This is a genomic window from Puniceibacterium sp. IMCC21224, from assembly GCF_001038505.1.
In the GTDB taxonomy this organism is placed as follows: Bacteria; Pseudomonadota; Alphaproteobacteria; order Rhodobacterales; family Rhodobacteraceae; genus Puniceibacterium.
The window spans coordinates 1-20,483 of sequence record NZ_LDPY01000004.1; the positions used below are offsets into that span (position 1 = coordinate 1).

Annotated in this window: 28 protein-coding genes; 8 read left to right on the top strand and 20 right to left on the bottom strand. The window is 58.2% G+C overall.

Annotation, left to right across the window (positions count from 1 at the left end):
- On the bottom strand, positions 1-1,149 hold a 1,149-nt coding region (locus IMCC21224_RS22955; protein WP_047998119.1), incomplete at its 3' end, for an adenylosuccinate synthetase.
- A 147-nt stretch (positions 1,150-1,296) separates the two neighbouring features.
- Between IMCC21224_RS22955 and IMCC21224_RS22960 the strand changes: the two genes are divergently transcribed.
- A complete protein-coding gene (locus tag IMCC21224_RS22960; RefSeq protein ID WP_197089313.1) occupies positions 1,297-1,860 on the top strand; it encodes a hypothetical protein in 564 nt (187 codons plus the stop codon).
- Positions 1,861-2,149: 289 nt separating this feature from the next.
- On the opposite strand, the gene IMCC21224_RS22965 is transcribed toward IMCC21224_RS22960, so the two are convergent.
- Together IMCC21224_RS22965 and IMCC21224_RS22970 are read right to left on the bottom strand one after the other, a co-directional pair.
- Complete coding sequence (locus IMCC21224_RS22965) at positions 2,150-2,437, bottom strand: DUF3892 domain-containing protein (protein WP_047997947.1); 288 nt, start codon at positions 2,435-2,437, stop codon at positions 2,150-2,152.
- 102 nt (positions 2,438-2,539) lie between these two features.
- Positions 2,540-2,803 (bottom strand): DUF3892 domain-containing protein, encoded by a 264-nt coding sequence (locus IMCC21224_RS22970; RefSeq protein ID WP_047997948.1) that lies wholly within the window; start codon positions 2,801-2,803, stop codon positions 2,540-2,542.
- 119 nt (positions 2,804-2,922) lie between these two features.
- Here IMCC21224_RS22970 and IMCC21224_RS28045 point away from each other — a divergent pair, with 119 nt between their 5' ends.
- The 3 genes from IMCC21224_RS28045 (at position 2,923) to IMCC21224_RS22985 (ending at position 4,447) form a co-directional block, all read left to right on the top strand.
- Positions 2,923-3,102, top strand: a complete 180-nt coding sequence (locus IMCC21224_RS28045) for a hypothetical protein (RefSeq protein ID WP_156178416.1) — start codon at positions 2,923-2,925, stop codon at positions 3,100-3,102.
- A 122-nt stretch (positions 3,103-3,224) separates the two neighbouring features.
- Positions 3,225-3,566, top strand: coding sequence for a helix-turn-helix domain-containing protein (locus IMCC21224_RS22980; RefSeq protein WP_047997950.1), 342 nt, complete (start codon positions 3,225-3,227; stop codon positions 3,564-3,566).
- Positions 3,563-4,447 (top strand): ImmA/IrrE family metallo-endopeptidase, encoded by an 885-nt coding sequence (locus tag IMCC21224_RS22985; RefSeq protein ID WP_053079180.1) that lies wholly within the window; start codon positions 3,563-3,565, stop codon positions 4,445-4,447. The genes IMCC21224_RS22980 and IMCC21224_RS22985 overlap by 4 nt, the downstream gene beginning before the upstream one ends.
- A 328-nt stretch (positions 4,448-4,775) precedes the next feature.
- Here IMCC21224_RS22985 and IMCC21224_RS22990 read toward each other — a convergent pair whose 3' ends face one another.
- The 15 genes from IMCC21224_RS22990 to IMCC21224_RS23055 form a co-directional block, all read right to left on the bottom strand.
- Positions 4,776-5,855, bottom strand: coding sequence for a type IV secretion system protein (locus tag IMCC21224_RS22990; RefSeq protein ID WP_047997951.1), 1,080 nt, complete (start codon positions 5,853-5,855; stop codon positions 4,776-4,778).
- A 6-nt stretch (positions 5,856-5,861) separates the two neighbouring features.
- Positions 5,862-6,266 (bottom strand): hypothetical protein, encoded by a 405-nt coding sequence (locus IMCC21224_RS22995; protein ID WP_047997952.1) that lies wholly within the window; start codon positions 6,264-6,266, stop codon positions 5,862-5,864.
- On the bottom strand, positions 6,263-6,451 hold the full coding sequence (locus IMCC21224_RS23000) for a hypothetical protein (RefSeq protein WP_047997953.1): 189 nt from the start codon (positions 6,449-6,451) through the stop codon (positions 6,263-6,265). Before IMCC21224_RS23000 ends, IMCC21224_RS22995 begins: the two co-directional genes overlap by 4 nt.
- Entirely contained in the window at positions 6,448-7,434 is a 987-nt protein-coding gene (locus tag IMCC21224_RS23005) for an ATPase, T2SS/T4P/T4SS family (protein ID WP_047997954.1), read from the bottom strand. Before IMCC21224_RS23005 ends, IMCC21224_RS23000 begins: the two co-directional genes overlap by 4 nt.
- 4 nt (positions 7,435-7,438) lie before the next feature.
- On the bottom strand, positions 7,439-8,818 hold the full coding sequence (locus IMCC21224_RS23010) for a TrbI/VirB10 family protein (RefSeq protein ID WP_047997955.1): 1,380 nt from the start codon (positions 8,816-8,818) through the stop codon (positions 7,439-7,441).
- Positions 8,815-9,510: a TrbG/VirB9 family P-type conjugative transfer protein gene (locus IMCC21224_RS23015; protein WP_047997956.1), complete on the bottom strand. Its 696-nt coding sequence runs from the start codon at positions 9,508-9,510 to the stop codon at positions 8,815-8,817. The genes IMCC21224_RS23010 and IMCC21224_RS23015 overlap by 4 nt, the downstream gene beginning before the upstream one ends.
- Before the next feature lie 2 nt (positions 9,511-9,512).
- The gene (locus tag IMCC21224_RS23020) at positions 9,513-10,169 is read right to left on the bottom strand and encodes a virB8 family protein (RefSeq protein ID WP_047997957.1); all 657 of its coding nucleotides are present in this window, start codon (positions 10,167-10,169) and stop codon (positions 9,513-9,515) included.
- A 14-nt stretch (positions 10,170-10,183) separates the two neighbouring features.
- Positions 10,184-10,993 carry a type IV secretion system protein gene (locus tag IMCC21224_RS23025; RefSeq protein WP_047998122.1) on the bottom strand — a complete coding sequence of 270 codons (810 nt, stop codon included), beginning with the start codon at positions 10,991-10,993 and terminating at the stop codon, positions 10,184-10,186.
- Positions 10,993-12,147, bottom strand: a complete 1,155-nt coding sequence (locus IMCC21224_RS23030) for a lytic transglycosylase domain-containing protein (protein WP_197089314.1) — start codon at positions 12,145-12,147, stop codon at positions 10,993-10,995. The genes IMCC21224_RS23025 and IMCC21224_RS23030 overlap by 1 nt, the downstream gene beginning before the upstream one ends.
- Positions 12,137-12,304, bottom strand: a complete 168-nt coding sequence (locus IMCC21224_RS28310) for a hypothetical protein (RefSeq protein WP_009815545.1) — start codon at positions 12,302-12,304, stop codon at positions 12,137-12,139. Before IMCC21224_RS28310 ends, IMCC21224_RS23030 begins: the two co-directional genes overlap by 11 nt.
- Positions 12,301-14,676 carry a type IV secretion system DNA-binding domain-containing protein gene (locus IMCC21224_RS23035; protein ID WP_047997958.1) on the bottom strand — a complete coding sequence of 792 codons (2,376 nt, stop codon included), beginning with the start codon at positions 14,674-14,676 and terminating at the stop codon, positions 12,301-12,303. The genes IMCC21224_RS28310 and IMCC21224_RS23035 overlap by 4 nt, the downstream gene beginning before the upstream one ends.
- Entirely contained in the window at positions 14,666-14,944 is a 279-nt protein-coding gene (locus IMCC21224_RS23040; RefSeq protein WP_008282962.1) for a type IV secretion system protein VirB3, read from the bottom strand. The genes IMCC21224_RS23035 and IMCC21224_RS23040 overlap by 11 nt, the downstream gene beginning before the upstream one ends.
- Positions 14,937-15,221: a TrbC/VirB2 family protein gene (locus tag IMCC21224_RS23045; RefSeq protein WP_047998124.1), complete on the bottom strand. Its 285-nt coding sequence runs from the start codon at positions 15,219-15,221 to the stop codon at positions 14,937-14,939. Before IMCC21224_RS23045 ends, IMCC21224_RS23040 begins: the two co-directional genes overlap by 8 nt.
- Positions 15,222-15,328: 107 nt before the next feature.
- The gene (locus IMCC21224_RS23050) at positions 15,329-15,949 is read right to left on the bottom strand and encodes a lytic transglycosylase domain-containing protein (protein ID WP_047997959.1); all 621 of its coding nucleotides are present in this window, start codon (positions 15,947-15,949) and stop codon (positions 15,329-15,331) included.
- A gap of 43 nt (positions 15,950-15,992) precedes the next feature.
- On the bottom strand, positions 15,993-16,361 hold the full coding sequence (locus tag IMCC21224_RS23055; RefSeq protein ID WP_047997960.1) for a hypothetical protein: 369 nt from the start codon (positions 16,359-16,361) through the stop codon (positions 15,993-15,995).
- Between the two features lie 201 nt (positions 16,362-16,562).
- Here IMCC21224_RS23055 and IMCC21224_RS28665 point away from each other — a divergent pair, with 201 nt between their 5' ends.
- The 3 genes from IMCC21224_RS28665 (at position 16,563) to IMCC21224_RS29055 (ending at position 17,602) form a co-directional block, all read left to right on the top strand.
- The gene (locus tag IMCC21224_RS28665; RefSeq protein WP_047998125.1) at positions 16,563-16,823 is read left to right on the top strand and encodes a hypothetical protein; all 261 of its coding nucleotides are present in this window, start codon (positions 16,563-16,565) and stop codon (positions 16,821-16,823) included.
- A gap of 124 nt (positions 16,824-16,947) precedes the next feature.
- Positions 16,948-17,205, top strand: coding sequence for a helix-turn-helix transcriptional regulator (locus IMCC21224_RS23065; RefSeq protein ID WP_047997961.1), 258 nt, complete (start codon positions 16,948-16,950; stop codon positions 17,203-17,205).
- A 169-nt stretch (positions 17,206-17,374) separates the two neighbouring features.
- Positions 17,375-17,602, top strand: a complete 228-nt coding sequence (locus tag IMCC21224_RS29055; RefSeq protein ID WP_047997962.1) for a hypothetical protein — start codon at positions 17,375-17,377, stop codon at positions 17,600-17,602.
- 120 nt (positions 17,603-17,722) lie between these two features.
- Here IMCC21224_RS29055 and IMCC21224_RS27475 read toward each other — a convergent pair whose 3' ends face one another.
- Positions 17,723-18,478 (bottom strand): hypothetical protein, encoded by a 756-nt coding sequence (locus IMCC21224_RS27475; RefSeq protein ID WP_231582197.1) that lies wholly within the window; start codon positions 18,476-18,478, stop codon positions 17,723-17,725.
- Positions 18,479-18,758: 280 nt separating this feature from the next.
- On the opposite strand from IMCC21224_RS27475, the gene IMCC21224_RS23080 reads away from it, so the two are divergent.
- Positions 18,759-19,424 (top strand): L,D-transpeptidase, encoded by a 666-nt coding sequence (locus IMCC21224_RS23080; RefSeq protein ID WP_047997964.1) that lies wholly within the window; start codon positions 18,759-18,761, stop codon positions 19,422-19,424.
- A gap of 370 nt (positions 19,425-19,794) precedes the next feature.
- On the opposite strand, the gene IMCC21224_RS23085 is transcribed toward IMCC21224_RS23080, so the two are convergent.
- Positions 19,795-20,385: a L,D-transpeptidase gene (locus tag IMCC21224_RS23085; RefSeq protein WP_047998126.1), complete on the bottom strand. Its 591-nt coding sequence runs from the start codon at positions 20,383-20,385 to the stop codon at positions 19,795-19,797.
- Between the last annotated feature and the right edge of the window lie 98 nt (positions 20,386-20,483).

Sequence of the window (20,483 nt, forward strand, 5' to 3'; positions counted from 1 at the left end):
TGAAGTCTCACGAGACGTTACGTGAGGGTAAAGCCCGTGATGAATACTCAGCATCGTCCCCTGAGTTCCCTCGATTAGAATACGTCCCCCTCTCTCAAGGATTTTTTCAATCCGTAGGCGAACGTTTCTTACGTATTCTTTCAGTTCGCTAACTTCACCTGCCAGCCTTACAGCCGGGCCAAAGGTTTCGTTGTCACGGTTTAGGATTTTCCGTGAACTTGCGGCACCAACACCCTGGCCAGTAGTCGAAATTTTTTGCAATCCCTTTTGCTCTATCTCACGGTCCCAGTCATTGATGATCATCGCACGCGGATCGATAGATAAGCGTTCCCCATCAAGTTTTTGGTCCAAAATCTCCTTGAGAAGCTTTGGCAATGAAATGGTTGAACCTGCACCGATCATAATCTCTGCATCGGGAGTCGAGCCGGTGCCGGAAGGGAGTTGAACGAAAGTGTATTCCGGAACTGCAACTTTATGACCAGCGTTCGGTCCGCCGATCCGAACAAGCGCGGCGTAATCTGTAGCAATGGCGGCGCAGACATTACCTTTTCCTTCGCTACCGTACTGGCCGCCGACAATGACATCGACCAATTGTTCAGGATCATATGGTTTCGAAGAAAATCCGCGCCAGGCCAATGCTGCCGTTGCCAAGCTTTCAGCATCGACATGATCAGTATTGAGGCACAAGTCCGCAACGGAGGCAAGATCCTTGACGCCTCGCTCGGTGCCATGACTGGCAGCCTCTTGGTAGGTAAGATATTCTTTAAGCTCTTGTTTTCGTAACTTGTAGCGGCGTTCCAGCTCTTCATCTGCCGCGGTCAAATGAATATGAAAGACTGCCCCGCCAAACCGGTTCCGGAGTTCGGTTACCTGGCTCTCAATTCTTGCAGAATCTACGAGGAAAATCTCGACTGAACTGTCATTGTTGATGGCGTTCTCGACGGCGTCAGCGACCCATTTTCCATCGCTCTCCACGTCGAGTTTATCTCCTGCCCGCTGGAGTGCGCCTCGCTCATTCTCACATTTCATGGCTTCAAGAATATGCTTGCGTGTCGAAACACGCTTGACCTTGGGTCGCTTCTCAATTTCAGCTGAAAATAGTGATTTTCCGACGCCGATCGGCCCGGATGTGACTATAATATGTTTCAAAATGATACTCCATATCGTGCCGAAGGGTTACGGCCCTACTAAATGTTGCGCGCTATCCAAAAAAATGCAACACAGCATTAGGAAATACGTGCTACACAACACTAGGCAGTGTGGCTCAACCTTAGAGTGATTTTGGGGGCTTACAATATGAATATGATCAGCTCAGTGGTCGGGGTCCGTGTTGCAACGGGCCCAACAATAATGTTGGCGAGCGGCAAGTGGTTTGACTTTCTTGATCCACATGGGAGCGACTTTGACATTCTTGATATTGCTAATGGACTATCGAAAGTCTGCCGTTATGCGGGGCAATGCAAGGAGTTTTACTCAGTTGCTGAACACAGCATGATCGTTAGTGAACAGGTCGATGACTACGCCTTCGAAGCCTTGATGCACGACGCGGCAGAGGCCTTCATGGGCGATATCACTCGCCCACTCAAACAGTTGGTTCCCGAGTTCAAACGGTTAGAGGCGGCGATAGAGGATGCTATTTCAGAACGTTTCAATTTGCGTCCGGATTATCGAAGCGTTGTAAAGCAGGCTGACCTCCGTGTCTTAGCTGCCGAACAAATGCAGATCATGGCAGAGGGGTGCGCTGATTGGGCTAAAGAAGCAGGTATCGAACCTGCTCCCATTAGGGTCAATAATCTAACGCCTGAGAGAGCAAAGGAAGCATTTCTTTCGAGATTTTATGATCTTGCCGGGGCTCGTTAGCGTCGCAATATATCCCTTTTTGAACAGTGTTGATCAGGACTGGGGTCAGAATAAATGCGCCGGTTCGTTTGAATAACAGGCGCGTGGAGTGCCCATGGCCCGCTACCAGCTTTCCCTAAGGCGACCAAACGCAAGGGCGGGCGGCTCTGCCACGACGGCGGCCTATCTTGTCAGTGAGGGCATCGAATGCCAGGCTCGGACCCTATGATCGGAGGCCGCCTACACATACCAAGGCCGTGACGCTGTGACCGTCACTCTTGGACGGAAACGAAGAATTGTGTTTCTCCACCTAGTTACAGCGCGGCAAACTCAAGAGGTTATTCGGTTCGGCTCCATCGGCCTCGGTTTTCAGGTATTTTCTTCCGTTCCGCGTAGCGATGATGACCCAAACCGAGTTGCCATTTACGCTGGTCCAGAAGCGCCAAGTGCCGTCTTCGATACCTTTGATGGCAGCATCGAGCTTAATGCACCAAGGACCACCACTCTTGGAACCAGTAGCTCCGCCGATGCTGTCAATACGCCGGTCAGAGTCCGCGCCGTCTGGAATAATGCAGGTGATCTGATGATCCTGTGGCATGAGGTAGTGTCCTTCTTTTTAAGATATTCGGGGATGTTAGGTTGAGATGGACCCGCAGAGGTAGATGCTATCTGCGAGCCCTGATTATGTTGGGTCATAGGCTTAGCAATCAGGGAGATTGTCCAAGTTGTTGCTCGAAGATTTATCGGCGGTCGAGCGAAGGTATTTGCCGGTCGTTCCGTTCACCACGGTTATGTCGACACGAGACGTGCCAGCCTGCTGGACGTAGTAGGTATGCGTGCCGTTTTCGATATCGCGGATCGCGTCAGCCTTCTGCCGTGGGGACCATGCCTCGCCTGATTTGCAAAGCTTGGTGATGTCGCCGTCCTTGTCTTTTCCTGATGCAGTTACTTTTCTGTCAGCCATCCGAGGCACTCCTTGAAAATAAAAAGTTCAGTATGGCTTGTGCCATCCCTGTTTGGAGGGGTGCCGGGTATCATCCGGCACCCCCAATGTTTCAGAGTCATTTTTTGTTCGGACGCTGCGTGAGCGCAGAAGCCGCCGCTGTCTTTGCCGCCGGGCTGGACTTTGGATTTCTGAGCACTTTTGATGCTGCTGATGCAGCCTTCGCGCTCGTTACTTCGCTGTTCGATTTTGCCATGTTGTTCACCTCCTTCCTTTTCTCATGTCTCTGGACTTTGCCGAAATGGTCGATTCTCTCTTGACCAAAAATCCAGTACGTTATAGTTTTTGTGACGAAAACGTAGGATCGCCCGCCAAAGAAAAAGGCCAGATGGCCCAGTAAAAAGTCCTACGATATCGTCATAATACAGGAGTTATAGGCGTAGTGTCAACTGCCGATGAAACTGATGGTATTTTTGCTGTCCGATTGCGTACCGCGCGCGAGCAACGGGAGCTAAACCAGACAGAACTTGCAAAGTTAACTGGCCTGCAGCCTGCTGCTATTGGTCACTTTGAAGCGAACCGCCGGAAGCCGTCCTTTGCTAACATTCGCGCGCTGGCCAAAGCACTTGAGGTGTCATCCGACTACCTCTTGGGCAGGGCAGACACCATCAAGGGGGCTACGACAGCATTTAGGAATGAAGAGAGCCTGAATCATGCTGATCGTGAAAGCATTCAACTGATGATCGACACACTTGCAAGGCGGCGGGAGGATCGCGAGAAGTGAGTAAGTTCAGACTCAAAATGTCTCGACTGAAAGGTGAACAAGTCGCAAGCCAGTTTGGGTTTGAGGCGCTTCCTGTCGACCCTATTAAGATTGCGGAAGACGAGGCCATCGTTGTTGAAGCCAAAGATCCCGAACGTGAAGGGATGAGTGGATGCATTGTCTTTCATGGCGATGACGTTGGCATTATCTACGCTACACACATTCGCAACAAAGGGTTTCAGCGTTTCACGGTTGCGCATGAACTTGGACACTACTTTCTTGAAGGACATCCCGAAGAGATCCAGAAGACTGCGCCGGTTCACTTTTCCAAGGCGGGTTTCACGCAGGGACACAATTCCATTGAGATAGAAGCTGATCATTTTGCATCAGGATTGCTTATGCCTACACGACTTACACGCGAAGCCCTTTATGGTGCGCCGGTTGGTCTTGAAGGAATTCAGCACTTGGCAGGGGAAGCTGAAACGTCGCTTACATCGGCAGCAATTCGAGCTGCCGAGTGCGCGCCATATCCTATGGCTGTTGTCGTGAGCCAAGGCGCTCAGATTGCTTACGGGTTTATGTCAGAAAGCTTCAAGCGACTGGATCGCCTGCGTTTTCTTAGGAAGGGTGATCTCCTTCCCTACACTGCGACGCGAAGTTTCAATTCCGAGGAAGAAAACATCTCAAGTCGAAAGTCCATCTATGGTTCAACGCGCTTGGCCGAATGGTTTGGTGGAGAGAAGACGATTGCGCTTGAGGAAGAGATCGTAGGCCTGGGAAGTTATGGCTATACGTTGACAGTCCTATCGAGTGACATGCTTCCCGATGATCCAGATGAATTTGAGGATGAGGAAGAAAAGCTTGTAGCAAGCTGGACGCCTAGATTTGCGTATGGCCGGTAGTTTTGATTTTCGTCGTTTAAGTCAGCTTCATTTTACAGAAATGAAGTAGCTATAGAAATCCCGCAACCCCGACGTCTATGCCGAGTTCGCTTTGAGCATAGGTAGGGCAGGGGATCGACGGGCTGACGCCGGCCCACCCCTACCTTGACATTTTCCCTATCATGTTGATCCGCCTGCGGTCCTGTCAGGTCCGAGAAAACCGACCGCCGCAATCACACGATGTCGTTTCTGGCCGCTCGCCATGAATCGCGAAGGATCAAGCGGTTAGCTATGACAAAAGCCCCAGGTAAACCCTTTGCTGTTTTGACAAGTTTTTAGCACCGGTCTGTCACCGCTTGCCCAATCTACCAAGTCTTGAAAGCTGTGCCAGCATTCGGGCGCCTGTTCCGGTTGCGTCACCCGGACGAGCCGCAGTTGGCCCTCCAGCAGTATTTGGCCGGCTCGGCAAGGCTTGCACGCCGAAGAATTGTCGCGCTCGAAGGGCTGCGTATTCAGCCCCAGTTGCGCCACCGATGGCATAGCGATTGTAAACTTGTTGGCTACCTGCAAGCCCTCTGGCGAAGGCATAGCTTCCCCCGAACCCGGCCGAGAGTGCTGGCATCATGATGTTTCCAGAAATCGCCCGGACCAAGAAAGGCGTTGCTATGATGAAACCCTTTGCCATCAGCACCATCATGAAAAATGGGATAAGGGCCCCTATGTTCGAGGCCCCCTCTGGGTCGCCAAGCTCGGCAAGAAGCGCCCGAGAGACCCCCGTGATCGTCGCGAACACGCCGGCGACGACGATCGGATACATCGCGAATGAAATTAGCGCGGATAACCAGCGTGCGAAGTAGTCTTTGGTCACTTCGAAAAGGGTCAGGAAGATCATGATCGGTGCAATCCCGATCAGTAGAGCGATCATGAGCCGAGACGCGACGACGATGAACGCCGCCAGGCCACCCAGTATGGAGAGTAGCAGGACGCCAAGAGTGTCCAACAGAGCACCGGCCATCCAGTTCAGCTCAGACCCCGCGGCATTCAGGTAGTCCCCGAGTGCTGCAATCAGTTCGTCAAATTCCTCTGCAAAGGTACCGGAAGGACCTGGTGATCCGCCGCCGACAGAAGCCACAAGGGCCCCGGCAATGCTGTCGATTCCGTTAAGTATTGCTGAGGCAAGCGCATTGAACTGGACCCAGTTGGACGCGAAGATCCCTATCAGTCCGACCTTCACGGCCAGCCAAAAGGCAGTTCGGCCGTCCATGGCGCGATACTGGTAGATCATGTTGATGAAGACCAAAATGACAACCAGTGTCGTTCCCAGAACCAGTAGCGTGCCAACCGTTGCAGCGACCGCGCCAAACTGGGTCTCGGCAGCGGTTTCCAGATAGCCTTCAGCCGTTTCCACGAAGTAGGTGACGACGCTCATGGATTGCTACCAGTTGCCAGCTGCTTCGCAGATAGGCATTGCGGCGCTGCGCAGTTCATTTGCCTGCCGCCGGTATTTGGACGTCGCTTCGACAACGTCCCAGTATTCAGATGAAGCATAGCGCTCGGTGTAGAAGCGTACGGCGTCCTCCCAAGTTGGATACCGTGTGGGACAGTTGCAGTTTTGCGAGTCTACGACGCGCTCCATGCTTTGAGCCCGATATATCTGTTGGATCAAAAGGCGCTTATAGGATTCGCGCACATTGATGTTCTGCATCCATTCCGGCTCGGGTGGTTGGTCTGGACAAACATTTGGGTGGTTGTCGAGCGTCGGGATCAGGGTCCGCTCTGCTACGCCAGCAGTTGTGCCAAAGATCAAGAGCAGGCCAGCGACTGCAATAGTCTGTGTCATTCCGATGCCGCCTTCATTGTACCAGTCTCACGCTTCAAGAAAGTGGTGTAGCCGTAATCGCCGGCTTCGGCGGTGATGACCTCCCATCCTTCCGCGCCGCGCTGATTCAAGGCGTTTCGCATCGCGTCGTAGTCCTGTTGTTTTTTCACCTCAAAGAACAAGATATCGTATTCAAATGTCTTCATGGGGAAGTTCCAATCTCAGTTGCGCCGGGGAGATAGAATTCTGTGATGCCGCGTTTGCCGTCATGGCGACCGGCCTGGATGATCACATCGATGGAGTTCTCGATGTACTGGATCATGTCGGCATAGGTCATTGGGATCTCTGTCTTCAGTGCTGCGATCGCAAGCCGCTGCACGGCCAATTGCGGGGTTTCGGCATGCAGCGTGGTCATCGAGCCGCCATGGCCGGTGTTGATGGCTTCCAGAAAGGTCATGGCCTCCTTGCCGCGCACCTCGCCCAGGATGATCCGGTCGGGACGCATGCGCAGCGTGGCGGTGAGAAGCACATCGGCGGCCTGGAATTCCGCGTCGCGATTGGCGATGAGGGTCACGGCATTTGGCTGGGTCGGCAGAAGCTCGGCCGCTTCTTCGATGGTGACGATGCGTTCCTCGGCCGGTACGTGCGAGAGGATCTTGCGCGCGGCCACGGTCTTGCCGGTGGAGGTGCCGCCCGAGACGATCATGTTGAGTTTGTTCTCGACGCAAAAGGCCAGCGCATCATCGATCACGCCCGCGGCCACCACGGCGCGCAAGGCGCGCTTCTTTTCCACGCGCAGGTCTTCGAGCTTGCGCTCTTTTCCGTAGAGGAAATCGAGTGCGATGCCCTCGAGTGGTAGGCTCGAGAAGAACCGCAGGCTGATCGACATGGCCGAGAGCACGGCGGGCGGGGTGATGACCTGTGCGCGGATCGGGCGACCCTTGTAGGTGATCGAGACCGAGACGATGGGCCGGTCCTTGCTCATGGTGGTGTTGGCGGAGGAGGCGATCTGGTTGCCGAGATCCTTCACTTCTGTCGCGGTCAGCGTTTGATCCAGCGCCCGCATGAAATGATCGCCCTGGAATTCGCCCCAACAGGTCCCGTCGGGGTTGATGCAGATCTCGATGACATCGTCGCGGGCGGCGGCGTCGATCCGGTCGAGGGAGGTTTCGAGATAGCTCAGCGACATGGGCTCAGAATATCTCCAGATCGCGGTCGACCATGACCGTGACGCGGGCGCCCTGGTCGACATAGATGACGGGGCCTATGGAGAGGTAATCGCCAATGACGCTGTCCGTGGCATCTGCCAGATCATCGCCAACGTCTTCGAGAACGTCGGCGGCAGTCTCATCCTGGACCTCGGAGGCGGCGGCACTTGGCGCGGCCGAGATCAGCGAGATCAGGGCGGCCGATCCGAAACGTTCGGCGAAGCGCGTGTCCACGAAGCCGGTGACACCGGAGCGGCCCAGTTCATCGCCCCCGAAGGAGCTGATCTGGACGGTCTGGCCCGCGGGCAGGATAATCCGGTCCCAGGCGATGGTGACGCGGCGCTGCGCGATATCGACGCCAGCGCGGTAGCGCCCGACGAGACGGGATCCGCGCGGGATTAGGAGGCGCGCGCCATCGACGCTGTAGATATCCTCGGACACCACGGCACGAGTCTGGCCGGGCAGGGAGCTGTCAAGGGCGGTTTCCATGACGGCCTGGATCATGGTGCCCTGGATGATCGTGTTGGAGGGATTGGCGATCACCTCGGCCTGCGTCACGGTTGAGGGCAACGCACCGTTCAGCACGAAATCCGTCACCTCGCCAAAAGTGCGTTCGGTCAGAGCCGTTTCATTCGCTCCGGAGGCACCGCCAAAAGCGATGGTGGGCGAGGCGATGCGCCGCTCCTGGAAGGCGCGTTCCTCCGTGGCGCGGCGCTCCAGCTCGGCCATGCGCCGGGCTTCTTCCTCGCGGCGCAGTCGCTCTTCTTCGCGCGCGCGCAGCTCATCTTCCGTGGGGCCCGCTGGAGCGGGTTGGGGTCGGCTGGCCTCGAGTTGGGCCAGTTCCAGATCCATGCGTAATTGCTCAAGGCTGCGATCCCGCGCCGTCAGTTCGTCCTGGAACCGTTGCTGTGCTGCTTCCGAGGCGGCTTGCAGCGCCGCGATCTGAGCAGTCAGCGCGTCGATCGCCTCTGCGGCGGCGGTGTCTTCCTCGACGACCGGTTCGGGGGCGTTGCGCAATTCCTCGATCTGAGCCTGCAGGGCGGTGATCTGCGCCAGAAGCTCCGCGTTGGGCTCGACGGGGTCTGGTCCGACGAACACAACCTCGGGCTCGGGCGGGGGCAGGGTCTCGATAGCGCCAAAGCCGTCCCCTTCGTTTTGGAAGACGTCCGGGGTGGCCGTCGGCAAGGCTTCCTCTTCGTCGGGCTGCGAGAGGAGATAAAGCAGGGCACCACCTGCGCCGATGACGAGGATCACGATCAGCGCGAGAAGGGGCGACCGGCGCTGCGCCGCCGTGGGGGCGCGGGCACTGCCTTTCTCAAGGGCGGCGAGGCGTTTTTCCAGCTCGGTGTTTCCGGTATCGCTCATGAGGCGGCCTCCGCGGGCGGGATGGCCTCGATGCAGACCACCTCTTCGCCAAGTCGCAGAACCCATTGGCGGTTCACGCCGCTGACGCGGATCACGCCGTCTTCAGGAGTTTGCGTGTTGACCGTGCGCTCGCGGCCGCCCGCATAGCGGAAGATCGCGGGCACAGGCGCGTTTCTTGGAAACGCGAAATACGTGAACGTCCCGTCATCCCAGATGCGCGTTGGCGTGAACTCGGTCCGCGCGCTGGCGCCGTAATTGTAGTTCGGCGCTTGGGCGGCGATGGCCCGGGTCGGGCGCGCATCGTCCTCCGGATAGCGGAACTGCACCACGTAGAAGGTCGGGCTGCGGACCTCCTCGACGTTGAAGTAGTAGCTCCGGCGGTTCGTATAGACTGTCACATTGGTATGCACCCCGCGCGCCACAGGCTTGATCGCGAAGGCCTGACCGCCCGGGACGCCGTCGATCTCAAACCCTTCCGTGTCACCCGCGATGATCGAGCGGATGCTCTCGCCTTCGCCGAACTCGATGGTGGTCACATGGGTGAGCGACACGCTGAGACGGTAGACCTGACCCTCCTGATAGGTGGCCAAGCGCACCCGGCTGTCGTTGGGACCGCCACGCGGGATGGCTTCGGCAGAGGCGAGGCCGGGCAACAGGGCAATGACAAAAATAAGCGATCTTATAAACAACAACGTCAGTTCTCCAATCTGTCGGAGCGGATGGAATATTCGAGGACGGTGAAGCCGAATGGATTGGTCCAGACCTCATCGATGGAGCGGCGGGTCTCCGGGCGGAACTCGAAGAGAAGCGTCGCAGTGAAGAGGCCGGTCTGGGTGCCGTTAATGGACGTCAGGCGCTTGCGCAGGCGGACCGTCGCGCGGTTGGTTCCGATCCGGTTGATGCTGAGGATTTCCACGTCGAGCCGAGCATTGGGGCCATAGACCGTCGGCGGGTAATTCTCGTTGGCGCTGTTCCAGATCTGGCGCAGCCCGCTCTCGGCAGCTCCGTCCGAGCGGCGCAGGACGCTGCGGATGCGCAGATCGTTGTCGAGCTGGTTATAGACCTCCCGGTCGGCCACATAGCGGAACACCTCCGCCTCGATGATCGCCTGGTTGGCGGTCACCGAGGAGGCGCCCACCGAGGCTTCGGGGAGTGCAAAGCCGGTGGCGGGATCATAGGGGACAACGACGGGGGGCGGGTCGACATCGAGGATCGAGACAGCCGCGGCACTCAGACAGCCGATGATACCGAAGACAAGGCCCATCAGGCCAAGGCGTTGCCAGAGCCGTTCGCGGCGCAGGGCACCGTAGACCAGTTCTTCCTCGATGATTTCTTGTTCAGTCGCCACCATTCATGCCTCCGCGATTACTCGGCCCGCAGGTCCGGCAAGGTGAAATCCATGAAGCGCTGTTCTTCGGCGATGGTGGCGGCATCGATCACGCCGCCGGTGCCATCGCCCACGGTCTGGATGGCTTCGAGTTGCCACATGGCGACCAGCGCAATGGCGAGCTCCGCGGTCACGCGCGTGTTGAGATCGATGCTTTCCTTTAGTTCGTCCATGTCGTCGATGAGTCCGACAAGGCGGTCGACCCGCTCGAGAGATTGGCCGGCATCCTCATAGCTGTTCTGGGCCGCCGCCGAGACGAGCGCGCCGGTGGTGGCCTGCGTGGCCACACGGTTGGCCCCGGGATTGCCGCTGGTGGCCATTTCCGAGAGCGTGTCTTCATCGAAGCCGAGATCGGCCAGCACCCGGTCCATCTGGGTTTCGATTTCGCCTGCGCCGGAGCCCGAGAGGCCCGAGAAATCCCCAGTCTTGATCGCCTCAATAGTAGCGAGGATGTCCCCGAACTCCTGGTCGAGCAGACCGTTCAACTCGTCTTCCATTTCCGTCCGGATGATTTCGGGAAGCTCGGCAAGTCGGGTGAGCGCTTCATAGGTTCTTTGCAGCTCCGCGAGTTGATCCGTGAGAAGGCCGAGCTGTTCGCGGAGCTGCGTCAGCTGCTCGTTTTGCAGGATCTCGTCTTCGATCATCTGCCGCAGCTGCTGGATGTTTTGCGCGATGTTCTGGGTGTCGACGACAGGCACGCCTTGCGCGAGGGCAGGGGATAGAGCGCCAAGATGCAGACCGATCCCAAGTGTCGTGGCCAAGGTCGTCCTCACGAGCAAATGTCCCATCATTCAATCTCCCTGATCGTAAAATCCATGAACGCGCCTTCGGCCATGCGAGCGCTGGCCTGGGCCAGCTCCTCGGCAGAAAGGACGCGGGTGCGTGCCGCCTGAAGCCGGATGCGTGCAGCGACGAGGCGCACGAGTTCGGCGCGGGCATAGGTGTTGAGTGCGATGCTTTCCTGCACGTCTTCAGTCTCGGAAATCCGTTCGACGATGTCGCGGATGCGCAGGCCGGCTTGGCGGATCGCGGCTGGTGAATTGCTGCCATAAAAGGCTGCCCCATGACCCGTAAGCGAGAGGTTGGCATTGGCGAGAAGCGCCGGATCGATCGTGCCAAGCGCATCGATCCCGCCGATACGGCTTAGATAGAGATTGTAGCGTTCAGGGATGACCGACACGTAGTGCTGGGTCTCGCGGAAGGGTGGGACCCCGCCATACTCGAAAACCCGGCCGGGTCCGGCGTTATAGGCTGCGAGGGCGTTGATGATGTTGCCATCGAATGTGTTGAGCTGGGTTGCGAGATAGCGCGCGCCGCCATGCACCTGCAGATAGGGGCTGTCATAGTATTCCGGGTTGATGCCGAGATCGCTGGCGGTGCCCGGCATGATCTGGGTGAGGCCATAGGCGCCGACGGGAGACCGTGCCCCAATCGTAAACCGGCTTTCCTGCCAGATCAGCGCCTGTAGAAGCGCTCGCCACTGGACGGGGGAGAGGCCTGCGCGGCCAACACCCGCAAAGCCGCTGGTTTCCTGGGCGACGCGGATGATGAGCTGCTCGATGTTATCGGCGGCGTCGCCGAACATCTGCACACCGCCGGGATTGGGGTCGATGTCGGCATTGCCATAGGCCGCCTCGACTGACCGGGCCGGATCCCCGCTGCCGCTTTCCAGCCCCGAGACCATGGCAGGCAGGCCCTGACCGCCGAAGCTGGTCTGGGCATCGAGGATGCGTCGGAGGGTTTCCAGCTGCTCCCGTTCGATCTCGGCGATGAGTTCGCGCACGGCAAGCTTGTCGGCCTGAACAGCCAAGTCTGCCTCGCGATCGCCGGTCTCGACGATGTCACGCGCGGTCAGCCCACTGTCATTGGTCGGCACGCCTTGAGACAAGGCGAGACCGGGCAGCAGGCAAAACGCGAGGATATGAGGCAGGCTAGACTTCAACGTCGCCCTCCGGCGCGCCGAGCGGTGCGAAGTGGCAATCCTGGGCTGTCGCTGCCGTCGAGGCGAGAAAGGAAAAGCAATTGGCCTGCGGCTCCCGATACTGGGTGCAGGAGGCCAGCGCGCCGAGCGCAGCCAAAGCGATAAGAATACGGATCATGAAAGCCTCCAAAAATCTGGGCGGTCGCGGTAATCGGCGCCGACAAGCGCTTCTCCCTTTTCCATGCCGCCGAGGATGGTGAGATTGGGCCCAAGGGCGCTCAGATCGGCATCGACGACGATTGAGCCCTGATCGTCGCGGATCAGTGCGAGGCGGCTGTTGCTGCCCGTGTTGAGAAGGACGTCGAGCTCCTTCTCCGTGAGGTTCAGCATGGCGTAGTCCGAGGCATTGGCGCGAATATTGGGCAGCAGGATCTGCGTCGGAACGGCTTCGACGATGGTCTTGCCGGTCCGGGTGCGCTCGAGCTGGCTTGCGTATTGCGTCATCATCACGGCAACCGTGTTCTGCTTGCGCGCTGTCACCAGCCAGTTCGACAGCCGCTCGGCGAAATATGCGTTGTCGAGCGCCTTCCAGGCCTCGTCGATCACGATGATGGTGGGGCGGCGGTCCTCGATCTCGCGCTCGACCCGGCGGAAAAGATAGGAGAGAACCGCCATCCGTTCCTTGTCGGCCTCGCTGTCGAGAATGCCGGTCAGATCGAAGCCCACCACATCGCCTTTGAGCGAGAACGTGTCCTCGAGGCTCTGCCCGAAGATCCAGCCATAGCGGCCGTCTTCGGTCCACTCGAGCAGGCGCTGGTGCAGATCGCCGCCGTCATCCGTAGACACAAAAAGCGATGCGAAATCCCGCCAGTTCCGCAGGGCCGGATTGGAGGCCTGGGCATTCTGGCGCACGACTTCCTGGATGCGGTTGGTCTGTGCGGGCGTCAGGGGCTTGTCAGCGCGGTAGAGCAGGGTGGCAAGCCAGTCCGAGAGCCAGGCGGTGCCGCGGGCATCGGTCTCTGTCCAGAGCGGGTTGAGGCCCGTGGGCTGACCGGCGTTCAGGGAGGCGTAGCGCCCGCCATTGGCGCGTACCGCCATCTCCATGCCAAGACGGTAATCGAAGACGAAGATCCGCGCCCCTGCGCGACGGGCCTGGGTCATCAGAAAGGCTGACAGCACCGATTTGCCGGACCCGGGCCGCCCCATAATCAGGGTATGGCCGCTGGTCGGTTCTTTGTCGGGCGATCCCTGCTCGTGATAGGAAAACCGGTAGGCGCTCTGCTCCGGCGTGGGCAAATATGTGACGACCCGGCCCCAAGGGGTAAGCGCTGCAGGTTTGCCGAGCTGTGTCCGGTGGAAGGCCGCAAAATCCGCGAAGTTGCGATTGGTGACGGCGCTGGCACGCACGCGCTTTGGCTGGTTGCCGGGATGCTGGCTGAGGTAATGCGCCTTTGCGGCGACCCGCTCACCGATCATCTTCACGCCCTCGGTCGCGGCGGCATTCACGATCTCTGCGCTGAGGGTCTGCAGCTCTTCGAGCGTTTCGCAGAAGAGCGTCACGACCATGTGGTGCTCGCCAAAGCTCTGGCGCTTGGCCTCGAGATCATCGGCGGCGATGTCGAGCGCTTCCAGGAGCGAGAGGGCCGCATCCTGGCTGGCCTGCATCTGGCGCTTTTGCCGCTTGATGCGGCCCGCCATGAGGTTCGAATTGATCGGCGTGAAAGAGTGGGTCACGATCATGTCGACCGGCAGGTTCAGCATGTCGAACATGGTGCAGGAGGTGCCTTCCGAGTATTCTCCGATGGTGAAGCTCTTGCCGTAGCGGTGGCCCACGACGCCCTCGGAAAGCTCGAAATGGTCGCCGTGAAACGTCACGCGGGTATTGGCGACGTTGAAGGACAAAAAGCCGTAGGTGTTTGCCGGGTAGAGCGGCAGCTCGGTGCCTGTGTTCAGAGCGCCCAGAAACCCCACCAACTCCCCCGACGCGGCTGACAGCAGGCGCGGTTTGAGCTCGGTGAGCCCCGAGAGGAAGACGTTCACGGCCTCGCCCAGCCGCTGCAGGCGCTTGCGGGTCTCCTCCTTCAGTCGGTCCGGCGCGCTGCGGCTCAGGAACGGCAGGAGGCTTTTCGGAGGCGGGCGGTGAATTACGGTGAGCGTCAGCGTCTTGTCGCGCAGCCCGCTTGTTGCGAGTTTCGCACGCCAGCGCCGGTCCACCTCGCCCGCGAAGCTGTCCTCACGGATGGGGTCGAGATCAGGTTTGATGCCCTTGGAGACCTTGTGGACGTAATAGCTGAATTCCGGCCCAAGTTGCGCGACGATGCGGGCAAAAAGCGCCGTCACCTTATCGAGATAGGCGTCATCGGTCGTGTAGCTGTTGATCCCCTCGAGCCGGATGCAGCGGAAGAGTTCGTTCACCCGGGTCCGCACGGTCTGGTCGTCGACGAGGCTCACATAGGGCAGCATATGCGCGAGGCGGGTCTCGCGCGCATACCAGTCTGGCGTCATTGTGCGGGCATCGAGCGCAGCATCACGGGCGTCATCACGGGGCATAGCTGTCCCCGCCATGGATGCTGCGGTTTCGCGTGGGCGGTGTCTCCTGCAGGGCCGTCATCATCACGTCGATGAAACGTGGGTCCCAATCCGCGGCCTTCCACAGCACCGGATAGAGCAGGGCGGCGAAACCCAGCACCGCGATGTGCTGGACCCAGACGAACAAGAGCACCGAACCGAAGAGCCAGACCATCGCATACATGATGGGCAGGCCCAGAAGCTTGGGCGGGCGCACGAGGCCGAGAAAGAGAGGCGAGCGCTCAGCCACCGGCAAAGACCGCAGCAACGATCGTCGGGGCAGCCGCGACACCGGCGATGCCGACAAGCACCCAAAGCGCTTGGCGCAGATCGATGATGTTGAAGAACCAGCTCAAGAAAACGCCGAGGACCGCGAGTGTGGCGATGACCACACCAAGGGGTCCGGTCAGCGCATCGACAATGCCCTGCAACAGGCTTTGGATCGGGGAGAGATCGATGCTCTGTGCAAGTGCGGGCTCGGCAATGAGCAGGGATAGTGCCAGCGAGACGACAAAGAGGTTTGAAATCCAACTTGTTTGGAAAAAGCGGTATCGCCAATGCACTGCCGCGCTGCGCGCTCTCGTGACATTGCCGATAAGTGTTTTGAGGAATGATTTCCAAAAAGGTTGGGACATCATGAATTTGATCCTTCCAATCGGGCCACGACGGCCATGACGCGGGCCACGTGGTTCTGGGTTTCTCTGTAAGGGGGAATGCCACCGTACTGGCGTACGGCGTCCGGCCCGGCGTTGTAGGCTGCCAGCGCCAAATGCGGATCGCCGAAGCTTTCCAGCATCATTGTAAGGTAGCGGGCGGAGCCGTCGAGGTTCTGCAGCGCGTCATGAGGATCCACACCGAGATCTCGGGCAGTAGCAGGCATCAATTGGCCCAGACCAATGGCGCCCGCGCTCGAGACGGCATTCTGCCTGTAGGCGCTTTCCACCTCGATATTCGCCCGGTAGAGAGCCAGCCAATCCGTGACGGACAGTCCCGCGCGGCGCAGGCCGGGATGGCCGACATAGCGCAGGGCTGTTGCCTCGATGCCCAAGAGAACGTCTGCGCGGGGCAGGGGTGCTGGCTGGGCGAGTGCCGCAAACCTCAGCGAGTCAAGTTCGGAAGCTGCTTCAGTCTCACCAAGAATGGCCAAACCATCGGACGCCGATCCCAGACCAACGCCGTCATTGTAGTTTCGAGCAAAACCGCTCTGAGACCGCGACGGGGTCAGAGAGCCGTCGCTCTCCATGATCAGGACCATTTGCGCTGAGGCAGGTGCTGCGACCAGACAGAGACAGACGAGGTTAGTTGCCAGTGCCCAAGTCTGATGGGGCTTTGTCTGGCGGGGCGAGTTTATGCGTGCGGCTTGTACCCGCCTCAAGCGGCAGGTCGACATGCGCAAAGCCAAGGCCAATGAAGAAAGACACCACGCCGGAGATCGTCTTGAACTCGCGGATCTTGATATCGTTGTAGGTCGTCCGCGTGCGGGCGGTGACGAGGAGCTTTTCCACGCCGTCATCAGAGACAACGCGCATGATCCAGACCCCGTAATAGCTGGGGCCTTTCTTATGTGCCGACTCCTGGCACAGGATTTCTGCGCTATAGCCGCTTTCCACGAGCTCGCGGAACCTGGCTTCCGTAACCACATTTGGTGCTTCGATGTCCCAGTTCATGGCCCGGCTCACGCTTTCTCCAATGGCGCGACCCTGGGCATTCCCACTTGAAGCCCAGAGTTACGATAGTATACTATCAACCGCAATATGTAATATCGTGCTTTAGCTGTAGTTTGGTTACGCAAACACTAGTCACGGCCAGTGTCCGCGATCAAGGAGATAACAGGTTTGAGAAACCTCAGGTTGAGAGGCCTACACCTATTGCGGGCTGTACCGATACTCCTGGTTGTCCCTGGCGCGGGTTTCGCAGAATCCTGCTTCGCCCCGGCCCGTCCATTCCTGCCAAGCGATTCGCAGGCGGCGCGGGACTATGCGGACATCATCCGTGGCGACTTCGAAGATTACATCCAGGATATCCAAAACTACTTCCGTTGCCTCGACGGTGAACGGGCCCGTGCCTTCGAAGAAGCGCGGGAAGTCAGCGAGGACTATGGTCGGTTTCTGCAATTGGTAGGGGATTGATGGGCAACCTCGGGAGCATCAGACTTGCAGCCCATGGAAACCAGACGCCGATAACACCCTCAAATATCTACTTGTTAGATAACAGATTTCATCCGCTAGCGACGTCACAAAAGGTATGTGACGCGTGGCAAAGACAATCAGAAGCACGGGACAGGTGGCACTCTGCCAAGCATTGGTCGACGCCCGTGTCAAAGCGGGCCTTGGTCAGAAAGACTTGGCGGACAGGCTCAGATGCCACCAATCCCTTATTGCCCGTCTTGAAAGCGGCCAGCGCCGGGTCGACGTCGTCGAACTGGTCGTTTTGGCCCGCGCCATCGGCTTTGACCCGTTCGAAGTTCTGGCGATCGTTGAAGCCGCCACGGAGCCCGACCACAGGATTTGAAGCCAATGAATTGTTGAGAACACGGAAACCCATTTTCCCGGTCTGATGAGCACTCCCTCATCTAGAACCAGTTAGCCAAAATCAACGAAGTCCGGCGCGCGGTCGTAGTGAACGCTCTGCAACCCCACGCCGCAATTCGCAGCGCCACAGTGCAGGAAGTCAGTAAACAGTGAACGATGATAAGGGTGAGGGCGTCGCGATCGCCAATCTGATCGGGACCGATGGGTGCAGTGTTGTTGGTTGGGTTTATCGCTGGAGTACAGGCTCACATGCGGTGATGTGGGACGTCCAAGGGCCCCAGCCAGTATCGGAAACCCGGCCGGATATAAGTGACGAACAGAAGCAAGAAATCGACTTCGATGCACTCACGCGAATGCGAAGTGGCGACGGCGGTTGAGGAGTGCGAACCTGCGGTATTTGCCGAAACGCCAAACAGCATGTGGACCGCGACGCGTACGCGGTGCGGCCGTACACGTCAAAGAAGCCGTCTTCCGAGACCAATCTACGTGGCGGCAGGTCAGTAGTTCACCTGCTCGAACCCGTAGTTATCCTCATAGTCACGCCAATCGACGAAGACGGATCGGTGATAAATGCCAGGGCAATGCTCGCCCCAGCGCTCAAGGCCTACGTGAGCCGAAGGAAGGGCAGTGACGGAAGACCTCTGCCAAGTGAAATCGCCTTGGGTCCCGTAAGTGCCGAGGACCACGGTCGCGCTTCGGTTACAGTCCCCATCGCGCCCGGACTCGTGCTGTCGCGCATACCGTACATCAAAGACGCGAATGGATCGGACAAAATTGAACTCTGGACCGCTGATATCAATGTCCGCCCGATCCTGGACGAGGCGAAGCACGAAGTCTGCTGGAATGCCGCCCGTTCCGGTTTCTGGAGAGCGCCAAACGGCATTTGTTGATTTTGTTTGGACGGCAACATCATCGCCTGGAAACGATTGGTGGGGCGAATAGTCCTTGGCGTGAAACAAGGCTTCGAAGATTCGGTCTACATTGCTCGGATGCCGTTCGGTCTCATAAGATGCGCCCATGGGACAGCGCCAAATCTGCAGTGGTGGTTCCACAGGCCAAGGCGTGATGCGACGGATAAACTCGGCACGGGCACGGCTGCAGGGCACGGAAGCGGGCCAACCGCCGGACAGGCAGAGAAGGATTGCGCAGTCGATTGGATAGGTTTGTGCTTTTGTGGTGCTCGGCAGCACACCGGTTGCCAAAGCGGTTACAGCGGTTAGGCATAGAGACAGTCGTCTAAGTTGAAAGCGCATGGTAGGGGACCCTTTGTCGGGAACCACCTTACCTTTAATAATATACTATTGCAACGCAAAGTGTATTACGCGCATAATCATGGTTATGTAAAATACGACTGTAAATTTACATTAAGTGTTCGAATAATCGCCATCGACTACGCGACAAGATGTAGAAGCCGAGCAATCAAACTGTGTCAAAAGAAACTCCTTGAAGCTCTAGTTGGTAGAGGTTCTATCGTACATCAACCGCCGTTTCTCGTGTCACGGCATTCGCCAGACAAAGCTGGAAGAGTATAGTATGCTGACTAGACGACATTTCGTGATGACCACCGCCGCCCTCTTTTCTGCCCCGGTTGCCAGCCCGGTGCTGGCAAATACCTGGCCGACCGAAGCGCAGAAGGTTGCCTGGGACGCACAGGTGACGCCGCCCGGCTTTGACCCGGCAACCTCGAACCCCTGGGGCTTACATCCGCGGTTTCTCCCGACCCGGGTGGCCGCGAAAGACGGGCTGACACCGGGCGACATTCATGTCGATGCGGTTGCGCGCTACCTTTATCACATCGAGGAGGGCGGGACTGCCATGCGCTATGGCGTCGCCATTGCTCGTGGTGATCTGTACGAACCAGGTACATACACGATCAAGCGCAAAGTCAGATGGCCGCATTGGCAGCCGACGCAGAACATGATCGACCGCGACCCAGAACTCTACGCTGATATCGCCGACGGTATGGAGCCCGGACCTAAGAATGCGCTTGGGTCGCGAGCTCTCTATCTCTTTCTGGGCGACCGGGATACTTATCTCCGCATTCACGGTACGCCACAGCCGAGAAGCATTGGCGGTCGTGCGAGTTCCGGCTGCGTCAGAATGGTCATGGCGCACATAAACGAGCTTTATCCCAACGTCGATATTGGTTCGACGGCTTTCCTCTACTCGGCCGAGGACAGTGTCACTGCGGGAAGCTGAGGCCGTGTACTAAAGCACCATCGGTCAGGGAAAGTGACGGGAGTTTATCCTAGCCGGGGAGCACTTCGGATTACTGAACCCCGCTAGGCCGCTGGCGCGGTACAAATCGGATTTCCGCGAGGGGTTCGGAGCGGCACCAGGGTCGCTTCCACGGGACCGTTGTGCAGATACCAGTAGCAGCCGTCTTCCGGCAAAAGGCGCGCGGACTGAAGATCCTGACCCGTTGCGGCCATAGCGACGACTGCCTCCGGCAGTGGTCTGTTTTGTGCAGTGTCGGGCCCGCCAGGAATAGAAGCGGAACACGCTCCCAACAAAAACGCTGCTGGGAGAAGTAAGCCAAGATGAATTCGCATATTTAAAATTTCCGCCTTTAGAACAACTTAACCTGAGTACCGACCTCTGCCAAGCCAAACAACTCTTCTATATGTTCATTGTAGAGGCCGATGCAGCCGTTCGACGATTGTCGACCGATCTTGCGCGTGTCACCTGTGCCGTGAACGCGGTAGTACTGCCATGACAGATAAAGGGCGTGTGTTCCAAGGGGATTGTCGGGGCCAGGGCCAACGAAATCCGGCCATTCGGGATTGCGCTCCTTCATCGACGGCGTAGGTCGCCAGCTCGGGCCATCCACCTTGCGAACGATTTCGGTGTAACCGCGCCGCGTCAACTCCTCCGTAAGAGGGACGCTGGAGGGGTAAAGCTTGTAGACGTTTTCGTCTTCCGACCAGAACTGCACCGCGCGGGAGTCAATGTCGCAGAGAATCGCGCCATTCCGCAGGTTGTCAAAATGATCTTGCCAGGACGCAACCCTAAACCCGGAAATATTGCTTCGCACCGCCGGTGTCGCCAGACCCTCGTTTGTCTGTGCCACAACCCTGCCGGTTCCGAGAACCAAGCCGCTTGCGGCGGCCCCCAGGAGCGCAGCCCTGCGCGTGACTGACATGTCGTTCGCTCGTTTCATCATGAAAACCTCAAATTTTATCTGTTTGCACTATTTTGGGACCTCCACCCACTAGAGCTTCAACAGGCTGCCACTCACAAAGCCGTGAGATCAGCTGT

Coding starts and splice junctions, on each gene's coding strand:
- IMCC21224_RS23035 (WP_047997958.1), bottom strand. CDS start 14,676: ATGCCCCGTGATGACGCCCGTGATGCTGCGCTCGATGCCCGCACAATG.
- IMCC21224_RS23085 (WP_047998126.1), bottom strand. CDS start 20,385: ATGAAACGAGCGAACGACATGTCAGTCACGCGCAGGGCTGCGCTCCTG.
- IMCC21224_RS23020 (WP_047997957.1), bottom strand. CDS start 10,169: ATGGTGGCGACTGAACAAGAAATCATCGAGGAAGAACTGGTCTACGGT.
- IMCC21224_RS23010 (WP_047997955.1), bottom strand. CDS start 8,818: ATGAGCGATACCGGAAACACCGAGCTGGAAAAACGCCTCGCCGCCCTT.
- IMCC21224_RS28310 (WP_009815545.1), bottom strand. CDS start 12,304: ATGATCCGTATTCTTATCGCTTTGGCTGCGCTCGGCGCGCTGGCCTCC.
- IMCC21224_RS23000 (WP_047997953.1), bottom strand. CDS start 6,451: ATGAAGACATTTGAATACGATATCTTGTTCTTTGAGGTGAAAAAACAA.
- IMCC21224_RS23050 (WP_047997959.1), bottom strand. CDS start 15,949: ATGGTCCTGATCATGGAGAGCGACGGCTCTCTGACCCCGTCGCGGTCT.
- IMCC21224_RS27475 (WP_231582197.1), bottom strand. CDS start 18,478: ATGCGCTTTCAACTTAGACGACTGTCTCTATGCCTAACCGCTGTAACC.
- IMCC21224_RS23005 (WP_047997954.1), bottom strand. CDS start 7,434: ATGTCGCTGAGCTATCTCGAAACCTCCCTCGACCGGATCGACGCCGCC.
- IMCC21224_RS22960 (WP_197089313.1), top strand. CDS start 1,297: ATGAATATGATCAGCTCAGTGGTCGGGGTCCGTGTTGCAACGGGCCCA.
- IMCC21224_RS23025 (WP_047998122.1), bottom strand. CDS start 10,993: ATGGGACATTTGCTCGTGAGGACGACCTTGGCCACGACACTTGGGATC.
- IMCC21224_RS22995 (WP_047997952.1), bottom strand. CDS start 6,266: ATGACACAGACTATTGCAGTCGCTGGCCTGCTCTTGATCTTTGGCACA.
- IMCC21224_RS23080 (WP_047997964.1), top strand. CDS start 18,759: ATGCTGACTAGACGACATTTCGTGATGACCACCGCCGCCCTCTTTTCT.
- IMCC21224_RS22965 (WP_047997947.1), bottom strand. CDS start 2,437: ATGCCACAGGATCATCAGATCACCTGCATTATTCCAGACGGCGCGGAC.
- IMCC21224_RS23055 (WP_047997960.1), bottom strand. CDS start 16,361: ATGAACTGGGACATCGAAGCACCAAATGTGGTTACGGAAGCCAGGTTC.
- IMCC21224_RS22970 (WP_047997948.1), bottom strand. CDS start 2,803: ATGGCTGACAGAAAAGTAACTGCATCAGGAAAAGACAAGGACGGCGAC.
- IMCC21224_RS22990 (WP_047997951.1), bottom strand. CDS start 5,855: ATGAGCGTCGTCACCTACTTCGTGGAAACGGCTGAAGGCTATCTGGAA.